At 67.2% G+C, this 20,799-nt stretch carries 9 protein-coding genes; 8 read left to right on the top strand and 1 reads right to left on the bottom strand.

Annotated features, from left to right (window positions below; all coding sequences use genetic code 11):
- Positions 1 to 55 precede the first annotated feature (55 nt).
- Positions 56 to 1,147: an acyltransferase family protein gene (locus tag AC0QSG_RS07600; protein WP_475377163.1), complete on the top strand. Its 1,092-nt coding sequence runs from the start codon at positions 56 to 58 to the stop codon at positions 1,145 to 1,147.
- Positions 1,148 to 1,177: 30 nt separating this feature from the next.
- Here the strand turns inward: AC0QSG_RS07600 and AC0QSG_RS07595 are convergent, their stop codons facing one another.
- Positions 1,178 to 2,389, bottom strand: a complete 1,212-nt coding sequence (locus tag AC0QSG_RS07595; RefSeq protein WP_475377162.1) for an acetyl-CoA C-acetyltransferase — start codon at positions 2,387 to 2,389, stop codon at positions 1,178 to 1,180.
- Between the two features lie 733 nt (positions 2,390 to 3,122).
- Between AC0QSG_RS07595 and AC0QSG_RS07590 the strand changes: the two genes are divergently transcribed.
- From AC0QSG_RS07590 to tuf, 7 genes are all read left to right on the top strand, one after another.
- Positions 3,123 to 7,922: a prealbumin-like fold domain-containing protein gene (locus AC0QSG_RS07590; RefSeq protein WP_475377161.1), complete on the top strand. Its 4,800-nt coding sequence runs from the start codon at positions 3,123 to 3,125 to the stop codon at positions 7,920 to 7,922.
- 349 nt (positions 7,923 to 8,271) lie between these two features.
- Positions 8,272 to 11,778 (top strand): DNA-directed RNA polymerase subunit beta, encoded by a 3,507-nt coding sequence (gene rpoB, locus AC0QSG_RS07585; RefSeq protein ID WP_435728609.1) that lies wholly within the window; start codon positions 8,272 to 8,274, stop codon positions 11,776 to 11,778.
- Between the two features lie 135 nt (positions 11,779 to 11,913).
- Positions 11,914 to 15,804, top strand: a complete 3,891-nt coding sequence (locus AC0QSG_RS07580; protein ID WP_475377160.1) for a DNA-directed RNA polymerase subunit beta' — start codon at positions 11,914 to 11,916, stop codon at positions 15,802 to 15,804.
- 448 nt (positions 15,805 to 16,252) lie between these two features.
- Positions 16,253 to 16,627 (top strand): 30S ribosomal protein S12, encoded by a 375-nt coding sequence (gene rpsL, locus AC0QSG_RS07575; protein WP_071894958.1) that lies wholly within the window; start codon positions 16,253 to 16,255, stop codon positions 16,625 to 16,627.
- The gene (rpsG, locus tag AC0QSG_RS07570; RefSeq protein ID WP_435728607.1) at positions 16,627 to 17,097 is read left to right on the top strand and encodes a 30S ribosomal protein S7; all 471 of its coding nucleotides are present in this window, start codon (positions 16,627 to 16,629) and stop codon (positions 17,095 to 17,097) included. The genes rpsL and rpsG overlap by 1 nt, the downstream gene beginning before the upstream one ends.
- 84 nt (positions 17,098 to 17,181) lie before the next feature.
- On the top strand, positions 17,182 to 19,296 hold the full coding sequence (gene fusA / locus AC0QSG_RS07565; protein ID WP_435728606.1) for an elongation factor G: 2,115 nt from the start codon (positions 17,182 to 17,184) through the stop codon (positions 19,294 to 19,296).
- Between the two features lie 237 nt (positions 19,297 to 19,533).
- Positions 19,534 to 20,724 (top strand): elongation factor Tu, encoded by a 1,191-nt coding sequence (tuf, locus tag AC0QSG_RS07560; protein WP_435728605.1) that lies wholly within the window; start codon positions 19,534 to 19,536, stop codon positions 20,722 to 20,724.
- The last annotated feature ends 75 nt before the right edge of the window (positions 20,725 to 20,799 follow it).

Below are 20,799 nucleotides of genomic sequence, written 5' to 3'. Positions count from 1 at the left end.
CCGGGGCCCGCGCCTTGCCCTGCTCGACGGCCTGCGCCTGCTGGCGGCCGTCCTTGTGGTCCTCTACCACTACACGGCCTGGCACCACGGGAACTGGGGAATCGAACCCGCCAAGGACGCCTGGCCGTTGCTTTCCAAATTCACCGTTTTCGGGAACATGGGTGTTCAGCTCTTCTTCGTCATCAGCGGGTTCGTGATCCTGCTGTCCAGCTACGGCAAGAAACCGGCGCAGTTCATCGGATCCCGAGTCGGGCGGCTCTTCCCCGCCTATTGGGTCGCCGTTATCCTGACGGGCACATTGGTCTTCTTTATCTGGCCCGAGATCGGCAGCCGCCTGAGCCTCTGGGACTGGGCCGTGAACATGACCATGCTGCAGGGCGGAACCGGCAGCCCGCACATCGACGGTGTCTACTGGACGCTCTGGGCCGAACTGCGTTTCTACGCGCTGATCCTGGCCCTGATGCTTCTGGGGTGGCAAACCCCCGGACGGTTGCTGGCCTTCGCCGGAATCTGGCCCGTGGCCGCCCTCGCGGCCCCTCTGGTCCCGGGCAACTTCGTGGCGCAGGCCCTCATGGCCGAGTACGCGCCGCTGTTCGCCGGAGGCATGGCTTTGTTCCTGCTGTACCGCTTCGGCCATACGCCGCTGCGCTGGGCCGTTCTGTTGCTGAACGTCTGCCTGGCCGCCTACCATACGGGCAAGTCCGGCTCACGGGAGGCCCTTGAACTGGTCGGGTACAACATTCCCGAACAGGCATATTGGGTCATCGTCGCAGGGATTTTCGCCGCCATCGCGGTGCTGTCCCTGACCCCGCTGCGCCGGGTCAGTTTCCCGGGCCTGGCCCTGGCCGGCGCCCTGACTTATCCCCTCTACCTGTTGCATCAGGTGTGGGGCTGGTGGTTCATCAGCCTGCTCAGCCCGCTGCTTCCGGCACCGGTTGTCCTGACGCTCGTCTTGGGCATCGTCGGGCTGGCCGCGTACCTGGTGCACCGGTGCGTGGAACGCCGCTTTGGGCGGGTCCTGGGGCAGCGGACGACGGCGCTGGTGCAGGCCGCGGCCGACCTGCGCAGGCGTCCGGTCAAGTGGCGGAACAACGGGGGAGCGCGTTCGGACTCCCGGCGCGACGTCGCGGCGGGCTCGCGAGCCTAGGCACCGGGACCCCTGGCTCCGGGGCCCGGGTTAGGCCCGCAGCCTCCTCGAGACTTCGCGCGAGAGCAGCAGGGCCTCGCCTTGGCCGCCTCCGCCGCAGAGGCTGACGGCTGCCCGCCCGTTGCCCCGGCGTTGCAGCTCCAGTGCGGCATGGAGGGCCAGGCGCGCGCCGGATGCCCCGATGGGGTGCCCCAGAGCGATCGCGCCGCCGTGGATGTTCGCCCGCTCGTGGGGGTATTCCAAATCCTGCAGCGACTGCACGGCGACGGCCCCGAATGCCTCGTTGATCTCGATGAAGTCCAGTTCCGACGTCGTCCATCCGGCGCGCTTCAGTGCCGCGGCGATGGCGCGGGAGGGCTGGGAGTGCAGGGAGTTGTCCGGTCCGGCGACCTGACCCGGCTCGCCGACGTCGGCGAGGATGGCGAGCCCGTGCTCGCGGGCGTAAGCGCGGGACACCACGACGACGGCGGCGGCGCCGTCCGAGAGCGGTGAGGCGTTCCCTGCGGTGATGGTGCCCTGCTTGTCGAAAGCAGGCCGCAGCCCGGCCAGGGACTCGGCCGTGGTCTCGGGCCGTATACCCTCGTCGGCGGAGACGACCAGCGGGGCGCCTTTTCGCCGCGGCACTTCGACGGCCACGATTTCGTCGTCGAACACGCCCGAGTCGCGCGCGGCGGCCGCGCGGGCATGGGACGCAGCGGCCAGCTCGTCCTGTGCGTCGCGGGCAATTCCGAGTTCGGAGTTCTTGGCTTCGGTGCTGGCTCCCATGGAGATCCCGTCGAAGGCGTCGGTGAGGCCGTCGTGCGCGACCGAATCGATCGCGGTGAGGTTCCCGTAGGTCCATCCCTGGCGGCTGCCCGGAAGGAGGTGCGGGGCGTTCGTCATGGACTCCTGACCGCCGGCGACGGCAACCTCCGCTTCGCCGAGCCGGATCATCCGGGCGGCATCCGTGACGGCCGCCAGCCCGGAGAGGCACACCTTGTTGACCGTGACCGTCGGGACGTCCCAGCCGATCCCCGCGGCGATTGCCGCCTGCCTGGCCGGGTTCTGCCCGCAACCGGCCTGCACCACATGGCCCATCACGACGGCGTCGACGTCCGCGGCCGGCACCCCGGAGCGCTCGAGTGCGCCGGCGATGGCGTTCGCGCCGAGCTGGACCGCGGTGAGCGCCGCCAGCTGTCCGTTGAGGCGGCCGAAGGGTGTGCGGGCGCCGCCGACGATGACCGGATCGCGCTCTGATGACATGGTGGAAGGCCTACTTTCGGTGCTCTGGGGATTTTCCCCATTCTATCGTGGCGCCGGTCACATGCGGATCGGAGTGATGTCCCCGACGGCTCTATACCAATAATGACAAACTGCTTTACGTTCCGATCCGAAAATTCTTCTCATATGGCGTATCCAGAGGGTTCACTATCGTGCGGGCACATGCTTATAGTTCAGCCACGGATACCGACGGGGAATCGGAATCCGCAATATTGGGGAAATGGGGGGGACCGGGCGTGGGAACTCGGAAGTGCTGCCACACGCATCACCCGGCTACGGATCGTCGCTTGTCCGCGGGAGGACCGGGTTGCGGCCCGAGCAACCGTGACAAGAAATCGACGCCCGTGCATCCCTCCCGTCACACGTGCCTTGACAACATGACCCGCGCCTCGGCGCGGGTTTTCTCGTCTGACCGCCCCCGGGCCGTCGGCGGTGGGGAACACGCTCGGATATAAACGCCAGGGGGAGCGTGGAGGGCCGGGGATCTCGGGAGATCCCGGACCGCCTCGCGACGGGTGGTTAGTGGGGGTCTTGGGGACCGCCGGAATTGGGGAACGCCGTGCGCGAGCGCAGGTGGGGGTTTTTCGCTCCCAAAAGCGGAGCCTGGATCAGGGAGACGACGGCGGTGGCCGCCGTGTGTTCCCTGGTGCTAACCGGGCTCCTTGCCTCTGGCGCGGCCGCAGACGAACTGCCGCCCGCAAGCGAAAACGCGGCGGTGGAATCCGCACTGGCAACGGAAACGGGCACCGAGGGCGAATCCGAGCGCGAGCAAGAGCGCGAGACCGAGCCCAAACCCGAGCGCGGGCACGAGGCGCAGCCCGTCTCGACGGCAAAAACCGCCACCGGCCCGACCGCGTCGGCAGGCCCATCAAAGGGCGCGGCCGGCGCGTGCGATGCGAACCGGAACACCGGCAGGGTCGCCACGTTCATGCAGCGGTCCGACTCCACCGAGTTCGCGAACGGAAACCTGGCCGTCGGCCTGGTCGAGGGCGGGTTCGCCCACCAGCGCGTGCAGTTCAGTCACCTGCGGCCGGGCGACAACGAGCTCACCTTCACGTATCGCGTCAAGTACAAGGGCGTCTACGCCTACGACTACCTCGACCACTTCTCCATGACAGGGGCGTCGATGACCGCCGTGGAGACACGGGCGGGCTCCGGCGACAACCAGGTCAACACCGTCCGGCTGACGTTCGACGTGGCGGACACCGCGGCCTCCCTCGAAACCGCCGAACTGTTTTTCAGCGCACACATCGCCTCGTCGCTGGACCACGGCCCGGGGATGGGTGCGGGATCGATCAAGGGATCGGCGTACCATGTCACCCTGGGCAGCCTGAACTGCAAGACGGTGGGCAGCAAGGACAACCAGAACGCCGCGAAGCGCGTGCAGTACGGCAGCATCACGATCGTCAAAAAGGCCGTCCCCGCGGACGGCACCGACTTCGACTTCCACCTCGCCGTCCCGGCCACGGGAGACACCGTGGCGTTCCGGCTCGACGACAGCGCCGACGGTGACACCGGCTCCACCGGCCTGCCCTCCGCCACCACCTACACGTTGGCGCCGGGCACCGCCACGATCTCCGAGGGATCGCTGCCGTCGGGCTGGAAACTGACGGGCCTTGCCTGCAAGGGGGCCACCGCCACGATCGACACGGAACAACGGACGGCCACCGTCCCGGTCGCCGACGGCGCGGACATCAGGTGTACGTTCACCAACACCGGGGCCACCTACCGCAACCTCTCCGTGGCCACGACGGTGGAGCCCTCCTACGTCCGCGACTACGACTGGACCATCACCAAGGAGGCTTCCGCAGACCGGATCGAATCGGCCACGGGCAACGCGGCCTTCCAATACGACGTCGTTGTCGACGCCTCCGCGCCGAGGGATAGGGGCTTTGCGCTCTCCGGCGCCATTGCGGTGGGAAACCCCAACGAGGTGGCTATTGGCGGTGTTGTGCTCGCCAGCCCGCTGCCCGGCACGGCGGCCGCCGCCGACTGCGCGATCCGGAACGGCGGCGGCGACGCCGTCACCTCCCCGGTGACGATCCCGGCCGGCGGGGACGACTTCACCTATGCCTGTTCGCTCCCGGACGGCACCGCCGCCGACGCGGCAGGCACCCACACGGTGCGGGCCACGTGGGACTCCGCGGGCTACCCGGGCATGGACGGGACGGCGGACGGAACGGCGTCGTACGACTTCGCGGACGCCACGCCGATGGTGACCGACGGCTCGGTGACCGTCACCGACAGCGCCGCGGACCTGTCCGCACTGGCCGGCGGCAACGTCGTCGCGGCCTGGCAGGCGCCCCGGACGTTCCGTTACGACGTCGGATGGCCGGGGGTGGCCGGCCGGTGCACCGACTACGCCAACACCGCGACCTACACGGAGGCCGACGGCGGAACGGGCGCGGCCAGCGAGACGGTCACCCGCTGCCTGGGAGCCGATCTCGACGTCACCAAGAACGTCGTCTCGAGCTTCGACAGGACGTATCTGTGGGACATCGACAAGGACGCGGCCGGGCCGGGAACCCACGCGGCCGATCCGGAGACCGGAAGGGTCACGGTGGAGTACAAGGTCACCGTCAAACCACGCACCTCGAGCAAGGACAAGGGGTACCGCGACACCGACTGGGCCATGATCGGCACCATGAGCGTGCGCAACCCCAACACGTGGCAGGCGGTCGAGGCGACCGTCGCCGACTCCGCGGACATCGGCGGCGGCGCGGCCTGTCCGGTGGTGTCCGGCGCGCTCGCGCCACAGGGCACCGCGGTCGTCGACGCGTCGCCGGCTGCCGGCTTCCAGGCATCGATCCCGGCGGGCAGGACGGTCGATTTCGCCTACGTCTGCTCGTTCGACTCGCAACCGAACTACGCCGGAACCAACACCGCGACCGTGACGTGGGACGCCGCCCGGGCGAAGACGCCGTCGGGCACGGATTCGATCGGAACCGCCGTCACGCTGGGCACCTGGGGCAAGACGCCGGTGAACAGCACCGTGGTGGTGACGGACAGCGTCCACGACTTCGACCCGGTGTGGACGGTGGTCTGGGCCGAGGGCATGAAGCCCCAGACGCGGACCTACCGGCACACCTGGACCGTGGACCGGCCAGGGACCTGCGAGCGTTTCAAGAACATCGCCAACGTCTCGGCGGCCGGTAACGACGCCGGCCCGGGAGCGGTCCTGGACACCGAGGACGAGAAGATCACGGCCTGCCGCGAGGCGCCGCTCCAGGTGGCCACCACCGCCCACGCCACCTTCGACCGCACCTACCTGTGGGACATCGACAAGTCCGTCGACGCGGCGAAGGCCGAGGCAGGGGAGGACGGAAAGCACTCCTTCCGGTACGCGGTCGGCGCCGTCCCGGACGGATTCCGCGACGGGGGCTGGGCGCTTCGGGGCACCATCGCGCTCACCAACCCCAACTCCTACGCCGAAGGCGCCATCACGGCGTCCGTCGCTGACATGGCCCAGGTGGGGCGCGACGTCGAGTGCGACGTCGAGGGTGGGGCATCGGTCGCGGTGCGGCCCGGGACCACGAAAGTGCTGGCATACGCCTGCGGGTTCGGCGCGAAGCCGGACTACCGGGGCACCAACACCGTCGTCGTGGACTGGGGCCGCGGACGGTTGGAGTCGCGGTCGCCGGTGACGTTCGAGCTCGACAACGCATACGACAGGGGCGTCGAGGTCTTCGACGACATGGGAGGCGGGGAACCCCGACTGTTGGGCAGCGCGAGTTGGAACGACGCCGGCGAGCGGCGGGAGTTCGCCTACGACCTGGAGCTGGAGGGGGCCGCGGGAACCTGCGAGACGTTCGCCAACACGGCGTTCATCCGGCTCCGGTCGCCGCAGGGCCCGGGGAACGGCGAGCCGACGCCGGACCCCACCGCCGTCCGGACGGTCGAGCTGTGTGCCGAGGCGCCGCTGCGCGTGGAGAAGACCGCGGAGGCGGTCTTCGACCGGCAGTTCCTCTGGGAGCTCGGCAAGACGGCCGCCCGGGACCGCGTGGAGACGGCCGCCGGAACGCCCGCCGTCGCCGAATACTCGGTGGAGGCCACGCCGGCGGGCCACCGGGATTCCGCGTGGAGGATCTCCGGCGACATCACGGTGCGCAACCCCAACGACTACAAGGACGTCCTCGCGACGGTCACGGACGGGGCCGGGATGGGAGCGAGCGCGGACTGCACGGTCGACGGCGGCGGGAGCGTCCCGGTCGCCGCCGGAGCCGCCGTGCCCCTCGCCTACGAGTGTGTTTTCGCCGACGAGCCCGGCCGCAGCGGCAAGAGCATCGCCACGGCCCAGTGGCGGGCGCACGACGGCGGCGAGGCGGCCGCCGTCGCAACGGCCGGCGTCGAGTTCCAGGTGGGCACGGAAACCGATCGAACGGTCACGGTGCTCGACCATCTGGCGGAGCGCGATGCCGAGGTGGGAGCGGCGAAAGCGCGCGATGCCGAGCCGCGCGTCGCCGGGCCGCGCGTCCTCGGGACCGCCCGGTGGAACGCGGACCGGACGCCGGCGCGGTTCGACTACTCGGTCGAGCTGGACGGCACCGGCGGGACCTGCACCGCGTTCTCCAACGTCGCGAGCCTGCGCGAGACGGGCCAGACCGCGTCCGCCGACGTCCACGTCTGTGCCGAGGCGGCACCGGACGCCCGGCTCGAGGTCAGGGGCGTTCTGGAGCGCACGTACCTCTGGAACATCGACAAGAGCGCCGACGCGAAGACCGTGATGGTGGGATCCGGCAACAAGGGCGCCGCGTACACGGTGACCGTCACGCCCAACGGGCACGCCGATTCGGGGTGGGCGCTGGAGGGCACCGTCGCCGTGCGCAACCCGAACGACTACACCCCGATGGCGGTCGCTCTGGGCGTGGGTCTGGCTCTGGATCCGGACGTGGAGCCGGATCCGGCGCGGGGGTCCGAGTCCGGGGCCGCGTGCGAGGTCGGGGCAGGGGATACAGGGACGATCGTGGTGGCCCCGGGCAAGACAGTGGTCCTGCCGGTCGTCTGCGATCTCGCGGGCGAACCCCCGGCCGGCCACGCCGGCACGGCGGTACTCGCCTGGACCGACGCGCTGGGTGCGGAGCGGGAAACGACGGCCCGGGCCGGCGTCGTGTTCTCCGTGGACACCGAGCGGCACGCCACCGTCACCATCGGCGACGACCAGGGCGATCCGGACGCCGAGGCGCGGATCCTGGGCACGGCCGACTGGAACGCCGAGGGGACGCCCGCGGTGTTCGAATACCCGCTGCGGGTCGCCGCGCCGGTGGGCAAGTGCCTCGAGCACACCAACACGGCGACGATCGTGGAGACCGCCGACTCGGCCTCCGCCGTCGTACGCTTCTGCGGCGCGGCGGCGCCTCTCGTGCCGCTGGAACCACTGCCGTCGGTCGTTCCCGCCGGGGGACACCTTCCCGATACCGGTGCCGAGGTCCGGGCCATCGCCTGGGCCGGATTGGCACTGCTCCTGGCCGGAATCCTCGCACTCGGCGCGGGCCGGCGCAGGAGCCTCCAGACCTGAGGTGGAGTAGGTCGCAGTCCCCCCGCTGCCACCGAACACCCAGGAAAGGACGCGGAGAGTCTCCGCGTCCCAGGGGGAGGGCCCCGCCCGCGCGGCGGGGCCCTTCTTCGGTCACTCGTCCCGGCCCCTCCTTTCGGCCCGTGACACGCCGCTCCGCAGGCCCGTCTCGCGCTTGTCACCGCGGGTTAGACATGGTAGGTGCGCTTGTGTAGTATGAGAGTTTGCGTCTTCCCTCTTTACCTTCGGTCCTCATATAGCGGTGGGCTTGATTAAAACGGTGGTCTCCCGGGTTCCTCATCCCGGGTGGGGGTCGGCGCCGGAAACCTGACGGTCTGTGGAAGGATCCATCTTGGTCGCCTCGAGCACCTCTCATCAAGAAACCGCTAGTTCGGCCCGCACAGCGGAAGCTGCCGGCCGAATCTCATTCGCAAAGATCCACGAACCGCTGGACGTGCCCAACCTGCTGGCGCTCCAGACGGAGAGCTTCGACTGGCTCGTGGGCAACCAGCGCTGGAAGGCCCGCCTGGAGCAGGCCATCGCCGAAGGCATCCAGGGTGTTGCGTCCACCTCCGGCCTCGCCGAGATCTTCGAGGAGATCTCGCCGATCGAGGACTTCCAGGGCACCATGTCCCTGAGCTTCTCCGAGCCCGAGTTCGCGGACCCGAAGTACACCATGGCCGAGTGCAAGGACCGCGACGCCACGTACGCCGCGCCGCTGTACGTCAAGGCCGAGTTCATGAACAACAACACGGGCGAGATCAAGCAGCAGACCGTGTTCATGGGCGACTTCCCGCTGATGACGGACAAGGGCACGTTCATCATCAACGGCACCGAGCGCGTCGTCGTCTCGCAGCTGGTCCGCTCCCCGGGCGCCTACTTCGAGCGCACCCCGGACAAGACCAGCGACAAGGACATCTTCACCGCGAAGATCATCCCGTCGCGCGGCGCCTGGTTCGAGCTCGAGATCGACAAGCGCGACCAGGTCGGCGTCCGCCTCGACCGCAAGCGCAAGCAGTCCGTCACCGTGCTGCTGAAGGCCCTCGGCTGGTCCGAGAGCCGCATCCTTGAGGAGTTCGGCCAGTACGACTCCATCCGCGCCACCCTGGAGAAGGACGCGACGGAGACCAAGGAAGAAGCCCTGCTGGACATCTACCGCAAGCTCCGTCCGGGAGAGCCGCCGACGGTCGACGCGGCCGAGGCGCTGCTGGACAACCTCTACTTCAACTCCAAGCGCTACGACCTCGCGAAGGTCGGCCGCTACAAGATCAACCGCAAGCTCGGTGTCGACAAGCCGTTGTCCGCTCCGGATGCGTCCGTGCTCGACATCGACGACATCGTCGCGATGATCAAGTTCCTGGTTGCGCTGCACGCCGGCGAGAAGACCGTCCCGGGCACCCGGGACGGCTCCACCGTCGACCTGCGCGTCGAGGTCGACGACATCGACCACTTCGGCAACCGCCGCATCCGCGCGGTCGGCGAGCTCATCGAGAACCAGGTCCGCACCGGCCTGTCCCGCATGGAGCGCGTGGTCCGCGAGCGCATGACGACCCAGGACGTCGAGGCGATCACGCCGCAGACCCTGATCAACATCCGCCCGGTTGTGGCCGCGATCAAGGAGTTCTTCGGAACTTCCCAGCTCTCGCAGTTCATGGACCAGAACAACCCGCTCGCCGGACTGACGCACAAGCGTCGCCTGTCCGCGCTGGGCCCGGGTGGACTGTCCCGCGACCGCGCCGGCATGGAGGTCCGTGACGTCCACCCGTCGCACTACGGCCGCATGTGCCCCATCGAGACCCCTGAAGGCCCGAACATCGGCCTCATCGGCTCGCTGGCGACCTACGCGCGCATCAACGCGTTCGGCTTCATCGAGTCCCCGTACCGCAAGGTCGTCGACGGCAAGGTCACCGAGCAGGTCGACTACCTGACCGCCGACGAGGAACTCGAGAGCGTCATCGCCCAGGCGAACGCCCCGATGACGGACAACCACACGTTCATCGAGGACCTGGTCCTCTGCCGCGAGCGCGGCGGCGGCGGCGAGCCCGTGCTCGTTCCGCCGGCCGAGATCGACTACATGGACGTCTCCCCGCGCCAGATGGTCTCCGCGGCCACCGCGCTGATCCCGTTCCTGGAGCACGACGACGCCAACCGCGCGCTCATGGGCGCCAACATGCAGCGCCAGGCCGTGCCGCTGCTGGCCTCGGAGTCCCCGCTGGTCGGAACCGGCATGGAGAAGTACGTTGCCGTCGACGCCGGCGACTCGATCACCGCCGACCAGCCCGGCGTCGTGAACGAGGTCTCCGCCGACCTGGTCACCGTCCTGAACGACGACGGCACCGAGTCCGCGTACCCGATCATGAAGTTCGCCCGCTCCAACCAGGGCAACGCGTACAACCAGCGCGTCCTGGTGTCCGAGGGCGACCGCGTGGAGTACCAGAGCATCATTGCCGACGGTCCCTCCACGGACAACGGCGAGCTCGCGCTGGGCAAGAACCTCCTGGTCGCGTTCATGTCCTGGGAAGGCCACAACTTCGAGGATGCGATCATCCTCTCCCAGCGCATGGTCTCCGACGACGTCCTCACCTCGATCCACATCGAGGAGCACGAGGTCGACGCCCGCGACACCAAGCTCGGTGCCGAGGAAATCACCCGCGACATCCCGAACGTCTCCGAGGAGATCCTCGCCCAGCTCGACGAGCGCGGCATCATCCACATAGGCGCCGAGGTCGAGGCGGGCGACATCCTCGTCGGCCGCGTCACCCCGAAGGGCGAAACCGAGCTCACTCCGGAAGAGCGCCTGCTCCGCGCCATCTTCGGCGAGAAGTCGCGCGAAGTCCGCGACACCTCGCTGAAGGTGCCACACGGCGAGTCCGGCACGGTCATCGGCGTGCGCATCTTCGACCGCGACAACGACGACGAGCTGCCCCCGGGCGTCAACCAGCTGGTCCGCGTGTACGTGGCGCAGAAGCGCAAGATCACGGACGGCGACAAGCTGGCCGGCCGCCACGGAAACAAGGGCGTCATCTCCAAGATCCTCCCGATCGAGGACATGCCGTTCCTCGAGGACGGAACGCCGGTCGACGTCGTCCTGAACCCACTGGGTGTCCCGGGGCGAATGAACGTCGGACAGGTCCTGGAGATCCACCTCGCGTGGGCCGCCAAGCAGGGCTGGAAGATCGAGGGCGAGCCGGACTGGGTCAAGAACCTGCCGAATCTGCCCCGCGAATCCGGTTCGACCACCGTCGCGACGCCCGTCTTCGATGGCGCCGCGGAGGAGGAAATCCGAGGCCTGTTGGACCACACCGCCGTTACCCGCGACGGTGACCGGCTCATCGACAACTCGGGCAAGGCCCGCTTGTTCGACGGCCGCTCCGGCGAGCCGTTCCCGGACGCCGTGTCCGTCGGCTACATGTACATCCTGAAGCTCCACCACCTGGTGGACGACAAGATCCACGCCCGTTCCACCGGTCCGTACTCCATGATCACGCAGCAGCCGCTGGGTGGTAAGGCGCAGTTCGGCGGACAGCGCTTCGGCGAGATGGAAGTCTGGGCCCTGGAGGCCTACGGCGCCGCGTACACGCTGCAGGAACTGCTGACGATCAAGTCCGATGACATCCACGGCCGCGTGAAGGTCTACGAGGCCATCGTCAAGGGCGAGAACATCCCGGAGCCCGGCGTTCCGGAGTCGTTCAAGGTCCTCATCAAGGAAATGCAGTCGCTCTGCCTGAACGTGGAAGTTCTGTCCACCGACGGCACGACCATCGAAATGCGGGACTCGGACGAAGAGGTCTTCCGGGCTGCGGAGGAACTGGGCATCGACCTTTCACGGGCCGAGCCAAGCTCCGTCGACGAGGTCTAGCGCGGACGGCGGAGCCGGGCCCCACGGCCCGGCCCCGCCGCCCCTCCCGGACACGCACTAGACCACCGCGGCGGACCAGCGTCCGCCGCAGCACAGACTTCTTCTAAGAATTTTCACGAGAGAGACAGGGACCATATGTCCAGCGAATCCTCATTCGGCCACATGCGCATAGGCCTCGCAACCGCGGAAGAGATCCGTGGATGGAGCTTCGGCGAGGTTAAGAAGCCGGAAACCATCAACTACCGCACCCTGAAGCCGGAAAAGGACGGGCTCTTCTGCGAGAAGATCTTCGGCCCCTCCCGCGACTGGGAGTGCTACTGCGGCAAGTACAAGCGCGTGCGCTTCAAGGGCATCATCTGTGAGCGCTGCGGCGTCGAGGTGACCCGCGCCAAGGTGCGCCGCGAGCGGATGGGCCACATCGAGCTGGCCGCGCCCGTGACCCACATCTGGTACTTCAAGGGCGTTCCCTCGCGCTTGGGTTACCTGCTTGACCTGGCGCCGAAGGACCTCGAGAAGGTCATCTACTTCGCCGCCTACATGATCACGTCCGTCGACGAGGACCGCCGCCACGCGGAGCTCCCGAACCTGCAGGCGCAGCACGACCTGCAGCGCAAGACGCTGGTCGACAACCGCGACTCCGATATCGCGGCGATCGCCCGCGACCTGGAGAACGACCTCGGCAAGCTCGAGGCCGACGGCGCGAAGGCGGCCGAGAAGAAGAAGGCCCGCGACCTCGCCGACAAGACCATGGCCCAGGTGCGCAAGCGCGCCGACGCCGAGATCGAGCGCCTCGAGCAGGTCTGGGACCGGTTCAAGAACCTCAAGGTCGCTGACCTCGAGGGCGACGAGGGCCTGTTCCGCCAGCTGCGCGAGAAGTACGGACTGTTCTTCGAGGGTGCCATGGGCGCCGAGGCGATCAAGAAGCGCCTCGAGTCGTTCGACATGGAGGCCGAGGCAGAGCTGCTGCGCGACATCATCAAGAACGGCAAGGGCCAGCGCAAGACGCGTGCCCTGAAGCGTCTGAAGGTCGTCAACGCGTTCCTGACCACCACCAACAGCCCGCTGGGCATGGTGCTGGACGCCGTCCCGGTGATCCCGCCGGAGCTGCGCCCGATGGTCCAGCTGGACGGTGGCCGCTTCGCGACCTCCGACCTCAACGACCTCTACCGCCGCGTGATCAACCGCAACAACCGCCTGAAGCGCCTGCTGGATCTCGGTGCGCCCGAGATCATCGTGAACAACGAAAAGCGGATGCTCCAGGAGGCGGTCGACTCCCTGTTCGACAACGGCCGCCGCGGCCGCCCGGTCACCGGACCGGGCAACCGCCCGCTGAAGTCGCTCTCCGACATGCTCAAGGGCAAGCAGGGCCGGTTCCGCCAGAACCTGCTCGGCAAGCGCGTCGACTACTCCGGCCGTTCGGTCATCGTCGTCGGCCCGCAGCTGAAGCTGCACCAGTGTGGCCTGCCCAAGCAGATGGCGCTGGAGCTCTTCAAGCCGTTCGTGATGAAGCGCCTGGTTGACCTCAACCACGCGCAGAACATCAAGAGCGCCAAGCGCATGGTCGAGCGCTACCGTCCGCAGGTCTGGGACGTGCTCGAGGAGATCATCACGGAGCACCCGGTTCTGCTTAACCGCGCACCGACCCTGCACCGTTTGGGCATCCAGGCGTTCGAACCGCAGCTCGTCGAGGGCAAGGCCCTGCAGCTGCACCCGCTCGTCTGCGCCGCGTTCAACGCCGACTTCGACGGCGACCAGATGGCAGTGCACCTGCCGCTGTCGCCGGAGGCCCAGGCCGAGGCCCGCATCCTGATGCTGTCCTCGCACAACATCCTGAAGCCGTCGGACGGCCGCCCGGTGACCCTGCCCTCCCAGGACATGATCATCGGTCTGCACCACCTGACCACCAAGCGTCCCGGCGAGAAGGGCGAGGGCCGCGTGTTCTCGACCCCCGCCGAGGCGATCATGGCGCTCGACGCCGGTGTGCTGCACCTCAACTCGGTCGTCAAGATCCGCGTCGAGGGCTTCGTTCCGTCCGCCGAGATGCCGGCCCCCGAAGGCTGGGAAGAAGGCTCCCCGGCCCTCATCGAGACGTCGATCGGACAGGTGCTCTTCAACGAGACCCTGCCCGCCGACTACCCGTGGGTCGAGCGCGTTGCCGGCAAGGACACGCTCTCCGAGATCGTCAACGACCTGGCCGAGCGCTACCCGAAGGTCGTCACCGCGGCGACGCTGGACAACCTGAAGGACGCCGGCTTCAGCTGGGCGACCCGCTCGGGAGTGACCGTGGCCATCTCCGATATCACGTCGAACATGGACAAGGCCGCGATCCTGGCGCCGTACGAGGAGCAGGCACTGAAGGTGCAGGCCCAGTACGACAAGGGACTCATCGCCGACGAGGAGCGCCGCACGGAGCTCATCGACATCTGGAACAAGGCCACCGACGAGGTGGCCGAGGCCATGCGCGCCGGCATGGAGGAACTGAACACCATCAACCGCATGGTGACCTCCAAGGCCCGAGGCAACTGGCTGCAGCTGCGCCAGATCGCCGGTATCCGTGGCCTGGTGTCGAACCCCAAGGGTGAGATCATCCCGCGTCCGATCAAGTCCTCGTACCGCGAGGGCCTGTCCGTTCTCGAGTACTTCATCGCAACGCACGGTGCCCGTAAGGGCCTCGCCGACACCGCACTGAAGACCGCCAACTCGGGTTACCTGACCCGTCGTCTGGTGGACGTCTCGCAGGACGTCATCGTCCGCGAGCTCGACTGCGGCACCGAGCGCGGCCTGACCGTGCCGATCGCCTCGGTCGACGAGATCGGCACCGTGCGCATGCACGAGACCGTCGAGAACTCGGCGTACACCCGCACGCTGGCCACCGACGTCGTCGATTCCGACGGCAAGGTGCTGGCAGCGGGCGCGTCCGACGTCGGAGACGTTCTCATCGAGGAGCTCTTCAACGCCGGCATCTCCGAGATCAAGGTCCGCTCCGTGCTGACCTGCGAGTCTGTCGTCGGAACGTGTGCGCTGTGCTACGGCCGCTCCCTGGCCACGGGCAAGACCGTGGACATCGGCGAGGCCGTCGGCATCATCGCCGCGCAGTCCATCGGCGAGCCCGGCACGCAGCTCACCATGCGTACCTTCCACACCGGTGGTGTCGCCTCCGCGGACGACATCACGCAGGGTCTGCCTCGTATCCAGGAGCTCTTCGAGGCGCGTACCCCCAAGGGTGTCGCCCCGATCTCCGAGGTTGCCGGCCGCATCACCATCGAGGACGCCGAGAAGCAGCTGCGGATCGTCGTCACCCCGGACGACGGTTCGGAAGAGATCGCCTACCCGGTCCTGCGCCGTGCGCGCATGCTCGTGGCGGACGGGGACAGCGTGGCCGTTGGCCAGCAGCTCGTCTCCGGTGCGATCGACCCCAAGCAGGTGCTGCGGGTTCTCGGACCGCGCGAGGCCCAGAAGTTCCTGGTCCGCGAAGTCCAGGAGGTGTACCAGTCCCAGGGTGTGGGCATCCACGACAAGCACGTGGAGGTCATCGTCCGCCAGATGCTTCGCCGCATCACGGTCATCGAGTCCGGCGAGACCGGCTTGCTTCCGGGCGAGTTGGCCGAGCGTTCCCGCTTCACCAACGAGAACCGCAAGGCCGTGTCCGAGGGCAAGCAGCCCGCGTCCGGCCGCGACGAGCTCATGGGTATCACGAAGGCCTCGCTGGCCACGGATTCCTGGCTCTCGGCGGCATCCTTCCAGGAGACCACCCGCGTCCTGACGCAGGCGGCCATGGAAGGGAAGTCGGACCCGCTGCTGGGTCTGAAGGAGAACGTGATCATCGGTAAGCTGATCCCGGCCGGCACCGGCCTGGACCGCTACACCCAGGTCAACGTGGACCCGACGGAGGAGGCCAAGGCCAACCTCTTCACCGGTCCCAGCGCGTTCACCGGCTTCGACTACGAGGGTGTCGAGCCCGGCATGTCGCCGGAGTTCCACGCCATTCCGATGGATGACTATGACCTCGGGAACGATTTCCGCTAACCCCGGAACCCGACCCTGAGGGGGAGAGGGGCGGCACCGCATTCGCGGGGCCGCCCCTTTCCGCATTCCCGGGGTTTCCCCGGCCCGCCCGGCCAGCACTCCCGCCGGCATCGGTGTCGGGATACCTGCAGGAAAGCCGCCGTTTTGGATGCATGTACCCCGACACGGATGCGGTCCGTGAGCGCCCCGCGGCGAGCCCGCCGATTACCCGCCGCGAGCCCGCCGATTAACGGGGCGTCCCGGCCGCGTGCTAGGGTGGTGTTAATTGTTTTATGTGTGGCAAATGGACACGGTCCGGGTTGCGGGGAACTTGCGCAACAGATGCCACACTTTTGCACGCCTACGGTCGAATCCGCAGACGATGCGAGGAAACGACCAAAAGCGCAGCGTCCCGGCCAGCAGTGTGGCAACGGGGCGCGGCAGAACCAAGAAACCGGAGGACACGAAAGTGCCTACTATTCAGCAGCTGGTCCGCAAGGGCCGCTCGCCGAAGGTCAACAAGACCAAGGCCCCTGCCCTGAAGGGCAACCCCATGCGTCGTGGCGTGTGCACCCGTGTGTACACCACCACCCCGAAGAAGCCGAACTCCGCGCTCCGTAAGGTCGCCCGCGTTCGTCTTGCCGGTGGCATCGAGGTCACCGCATACATTCCCGGCGTCGGCCACAACCTGCAGGAGCACTCCATCGTGCTCGTTCGCGGCGGTCGCGTGAAGGACCTTCCGGGTGTCCGCTACAAGATCGTCCGTGGAGCCCTCGACACCCAGGGTGTCAAGAACCGTCAGCAGGCACGCTCCCGCTACGGCGCCAAGAAGGAGAAGAAGTAATGCCTCGTAAGGGTCCGGCGCCCAAGCGCCCCCTCGTTTCCGATCCGGTCTACGGATCCCCGCTCGTCACCCAGTTGATCAACAAGGTCCTGGTCGATGGCAAGAAGTCCACCGCCGAGCGCATCGTGTACGGCGCGCTCGAAGGTGCGTTGGCCAAGACCGGCGGCGATCCGGTTGCTACCCTCAAGAAGGCCATGGACAACGTCCGCCCGGCCCTCGAGGTCCGCTCCCGCCGCGTCGGTGGCGCCACCTACCAGGTTCCGGTCGAGGTCAAGCCGGGCCGCTCCACCGCGTTGGCCCTCCGCTGGCTCGTTGGCTACTCCAAGGCCCGCCGCGAGAAGACCATGATCGAGCGTCTCCAGAACGAGATCCTCGACGCATCGAACGGTCTCGGTGCCGCTGTGAAGCGTCGCGAAGACACGCACAAGATGGCCGAATCCAACAAGGCATTCGCCCACTACCGCTGGTAACCGTGATTTCCGTACGACGGCGGCCGCGCCGCCCAGGTGCCGCAGCCGCCGTCGTGCAGGATCAACAGACACAAGGGAGACACCGTGGCACTGGACGTGCTCACCGACCTCAAGAAGGTCCGGAACATCGGCATCATGGCGCACATCGATGCCGGTAAGACCACCACTACGGAACGCATCCTCTTCTACACGGGTGTGAACCACAAGATCGGCGAGACGCACGACGGCGCTTCGACGACCGACTGGATGGAGCAGGAGAAGGAACGCGGCATCACGATCACGTCCGCCGCCGTGACCTCCTTCTGGAACAACAACCAGATCAACATCATCGACACGCCGGGCCACGTCGACTTCACGGTCGAGGTCGAGCGCTCCCTGCGCGTGCTCGATGGCGCCGTAGCCGTCTTCGATGGCAAGGAAGGCGTCGAGCCGCAGTCGGAGACCGTCTGGCGCCAGGCGGACAAGTACGAGGTCCCGCGCATCTGCTTCGTCAACAAGATGGACAAGCTGGGCGCCGACTTCTACTACACCGTCGACACCATCATCAAGCGCCTCGGCGCCAAGCCGCTGGTCATGCAGCTGCCGATCGGCTCCGAGAGCGAATTCGTCGGCGTCGTCGACCTCATCGAAATGCGCGCGCTGGTCTGGCCCGGCGACTCCAAGGGCGACGTCACCATGGGTGCCGCCTACGAGACCCGCGAGATCCCCGAGGACCTCAAGGAAAAGGCCGTCGAGTACCGTGCGCAGCTGGTCGAGGCCGTTGCCGAGTCCTCCGACGAACTGATGGAGAAGTTCCTCGAGGGCGAAGAGCCCACGATCGAGGAGCTCAAGGTCGGCATCCGCAAGATGGTCATCGACTCCAGCGCCTACCCGGTGTTCTGCGGCTCCGCGTTCAAGAACCGTGGCGTCCAGCCGATGCTCGACGCCGTCATCGACTACCTGCCGTCCCCGCTGGACGTGCCGCCGATGATCGGTCACGATCCGAAGGACGAGGAGATCGAGCTCACCCGCGCGCCCTCCTCGGACGAGCCGTTCTCGGCCCTCGCCTTCAAGATCGCGACGCACCCGTTCTTCGGGCAGCTCACGTTCATCCGCGTGTACTCCGGCAAGGCGTCCTCGGGCCTCCAGGTGATCAACTCCACCAAGGGCAAGAAGGAGCGCATCGGAAAGCTCTTCCAGATGCACGCGAACAAGGAGAACCCCGTGGACGAGGCCTTCGCCGGCCACATCTACGCGGCCATCGGCCTCAAGGACACGACGACGGGCGACACGCTGTGCGCGACCGACGCCCCGATCGTCCTCGAGTCCATGTCCTTCCCGGACCCGGTGATCTTCGTGGCCATCGAGCCGAAGACGAAGGGTGACCAGGAGAAGCTCTCCACGGCCATCCAGAAGCTTTCCGCCGAGGACCCGACCTTCACCGTCTCCCTCAACGAGGACACCGGCCAGACCGAGATCGGCGGCATGGGCGAGCTCCACCTGGACATCCTGGTGGACCGCATGCGCCGCGAGTTCAAGGTCGAGGCCAACGTCGGCAAGCCGCAGGTGGCCTACCGCGAGACGATCAAGAAGAAGGTCGACAAGGTCGACTTCACCCACAAGAAGCAGACGGGTGGATCCGGCCAGTTCGCCAAGGTCCAGATGGCTTTCGAGCCGCTGGACACGACCGACGGCGCAACGTACGAGTTCGTCAACGCCGTCTCCGGTGGACGTATTCCGCGCGAGTACATCCCCTCGGTCGACGCGGGAATCCAGGCTGCGATGCAGTTCGGCATCCTGGCCGGCTACCCGATGGTGGGCGTCAAGGCGACACTGCTCGACGGTGCCTACCACGACGTCGACTCCTCGGAAATGGCGTTCAAGATCGCCGGTTCGCAGGTGTTCAAGGAGGGCGCACGCCGCGCCACCCCGATCATCCTCGAGCCGCTGATGGCCGTTGAGGTCCGTACTCCCGAGGAGTACATGGGCGACGTCATCGGTGACCTGAACTCGCGCCGCGGCCACATCCAGTCCATGGAGGACGCCGCCGGTGTGAAGGTCATCAAGGCATCCGTGCCGCTTTCGGAGATGTTCGGATACATTGGCGACCTGCGTTCCAAGACGCAGGGCCGCGCGGTGTACTCGATGAAGTTCGACAGCTACCAGGAGGTCCCCAAGGCCGTTGCCGAGGAGATCGTCCAGAAGAACCGCGGCGAGTAGTCGCCGCGACCAACAACTTGCCGCCAGTCTGGTTCCCCGGACGAGCGGCACCGTGGAGGCCGGTCGGCCGCCAGCCGGACGGCCGGCCTCCACGTGGCAGACTGAGGGGCCCGATAGCGGGGCCTGACGGAAACCGCAATTTCAGGAAAAATATCAGCCCACAGTAGACTTGCATGAGTTTCGCCCACGAACCGCGTGGACGAGGTAAGTCATCTGTATACGTTCTAGGAGGAACCCGTGGCGAAGGCAAAGTTCGAGCGGACTAAGCCGCACGTCAACATCGGCACCATCGGTCACGTTGACCATGGCAAGACGACGTTGACCGCTGCCATTTCCAAGGTGCTTGCTGACAAGTACCCCGATCTCAACGAGCAGCGCGATTTCGCGGCTATCGACTCCGCCCCGGAAGAGCGCCAGCGCGGCATCACCATCAACATCTCCCACATCGAGTACCAGACGGAGAAGCGCCACTACGCGCACGTTGATGCCCCGGGCCACGCTGACTACATCAAGAACATGATCACCGGTGCCGCACAGATGGACGGCGCGATCCTCGTGGTTGCCGCCACCGACGGCCCGATGGCCCAGACCCGCGAGCACGTTCTGCTTGCCCGCCAGGTTGGCGTTCCCTACCTGCTGGTCGCGCTGAACAAGTCGGACATGGTCGACGACGAAGAGCTCCTGGACCTGGTGGAAATGGAAGTTCGCGAACTTCTCTCCGCCCAGGGCTTCGACGGCGACGAGGCACCGGTTGTGCGCGTCTCCGGCCTGAAGGCCCTCGAAGGCGACGCCGAGTGGGTCAAGTCCGTTGCGGACCTCATGGACGCAGTCGACGAGCACGTTCCGGACCCGGTTCGTGACCGCGACAAGCCGTTCCTGATGCCGATCGAGGATGTCTTCACGATCACCGGTCGTGGAACCGTCGTCACCGGCCGCGCCGAGCGTGGCACGCTGCCTATCAACTCCGAGGTCGAGATCGTCGGCATCCGCCCGGTCCAGAAGACCACGGTGACCGGTATCGAGATGTTCCACAAGCAGCTCGACGAGGCATGGGCCGGCGAGAACTGTGGTCTGCTTCTCCGCGGCATCAAGCGCGAGGACGTGGAGCGTGGCCAGGTTATCGTGAAGCCGGGTTCCATCACCCCGCACACCGATTTCGAGGCCAACGTCTACATCCTTTCCAAGGACGAGGGCGGCCGCCACAACCCGTTCTACTCGAACTACCGCCCGCAGTTCTACTTCCGCACGACGGACGTGACTGGCGTTATCACCCTCCCCGAGGGCACGGAAATGGTGATGCCCGGTGACAACACCGAGATGACCGTTGCGCTGATCCAGCCGATCGCCATGGAAGACGGCCTCGGCTTCGCCATCCGCGAGGGTGGCCGCACCGTTGGCTCGGGCCGCGTCACCAAGATCATCAAGTAGTATTTGCTGATCTGACCTGACGGTCCACCGGAAGGACCCCGCTGCTTCGGCAGCGGGGTCCTTCCGTCTTTAAGC

Source organism: Arthrobacter sp. LT660 (assembly GCF_056172845.1).
This window is presented reverse-complemented; position numbering and strand designations above follow the sequence as displayed.

Coding starts and splice junctions, on each gene's coding strand:
- rpsG (WP_435728607.1), top strand. CDS start 16,627: ATGCCTCGTAAGGGTCCGGCGCCCAAGCGCCCCCTCGTTTCCGATCCG.
- AC0QSG_RS07580 (WP_475377160.1), top strand. CDS start 11,914: ATGTCCAGCGAATCCTCATTCGGCCACATGCGCATAGGCCTCGCAACC.
- AC0QSG_RS07595 (WP_475377162.1), bottom strand. CDS start 2,389: ATGTCATCAGAGCGCGATCCGGTCATCGTCGGCGGCGCCCGCACACCC.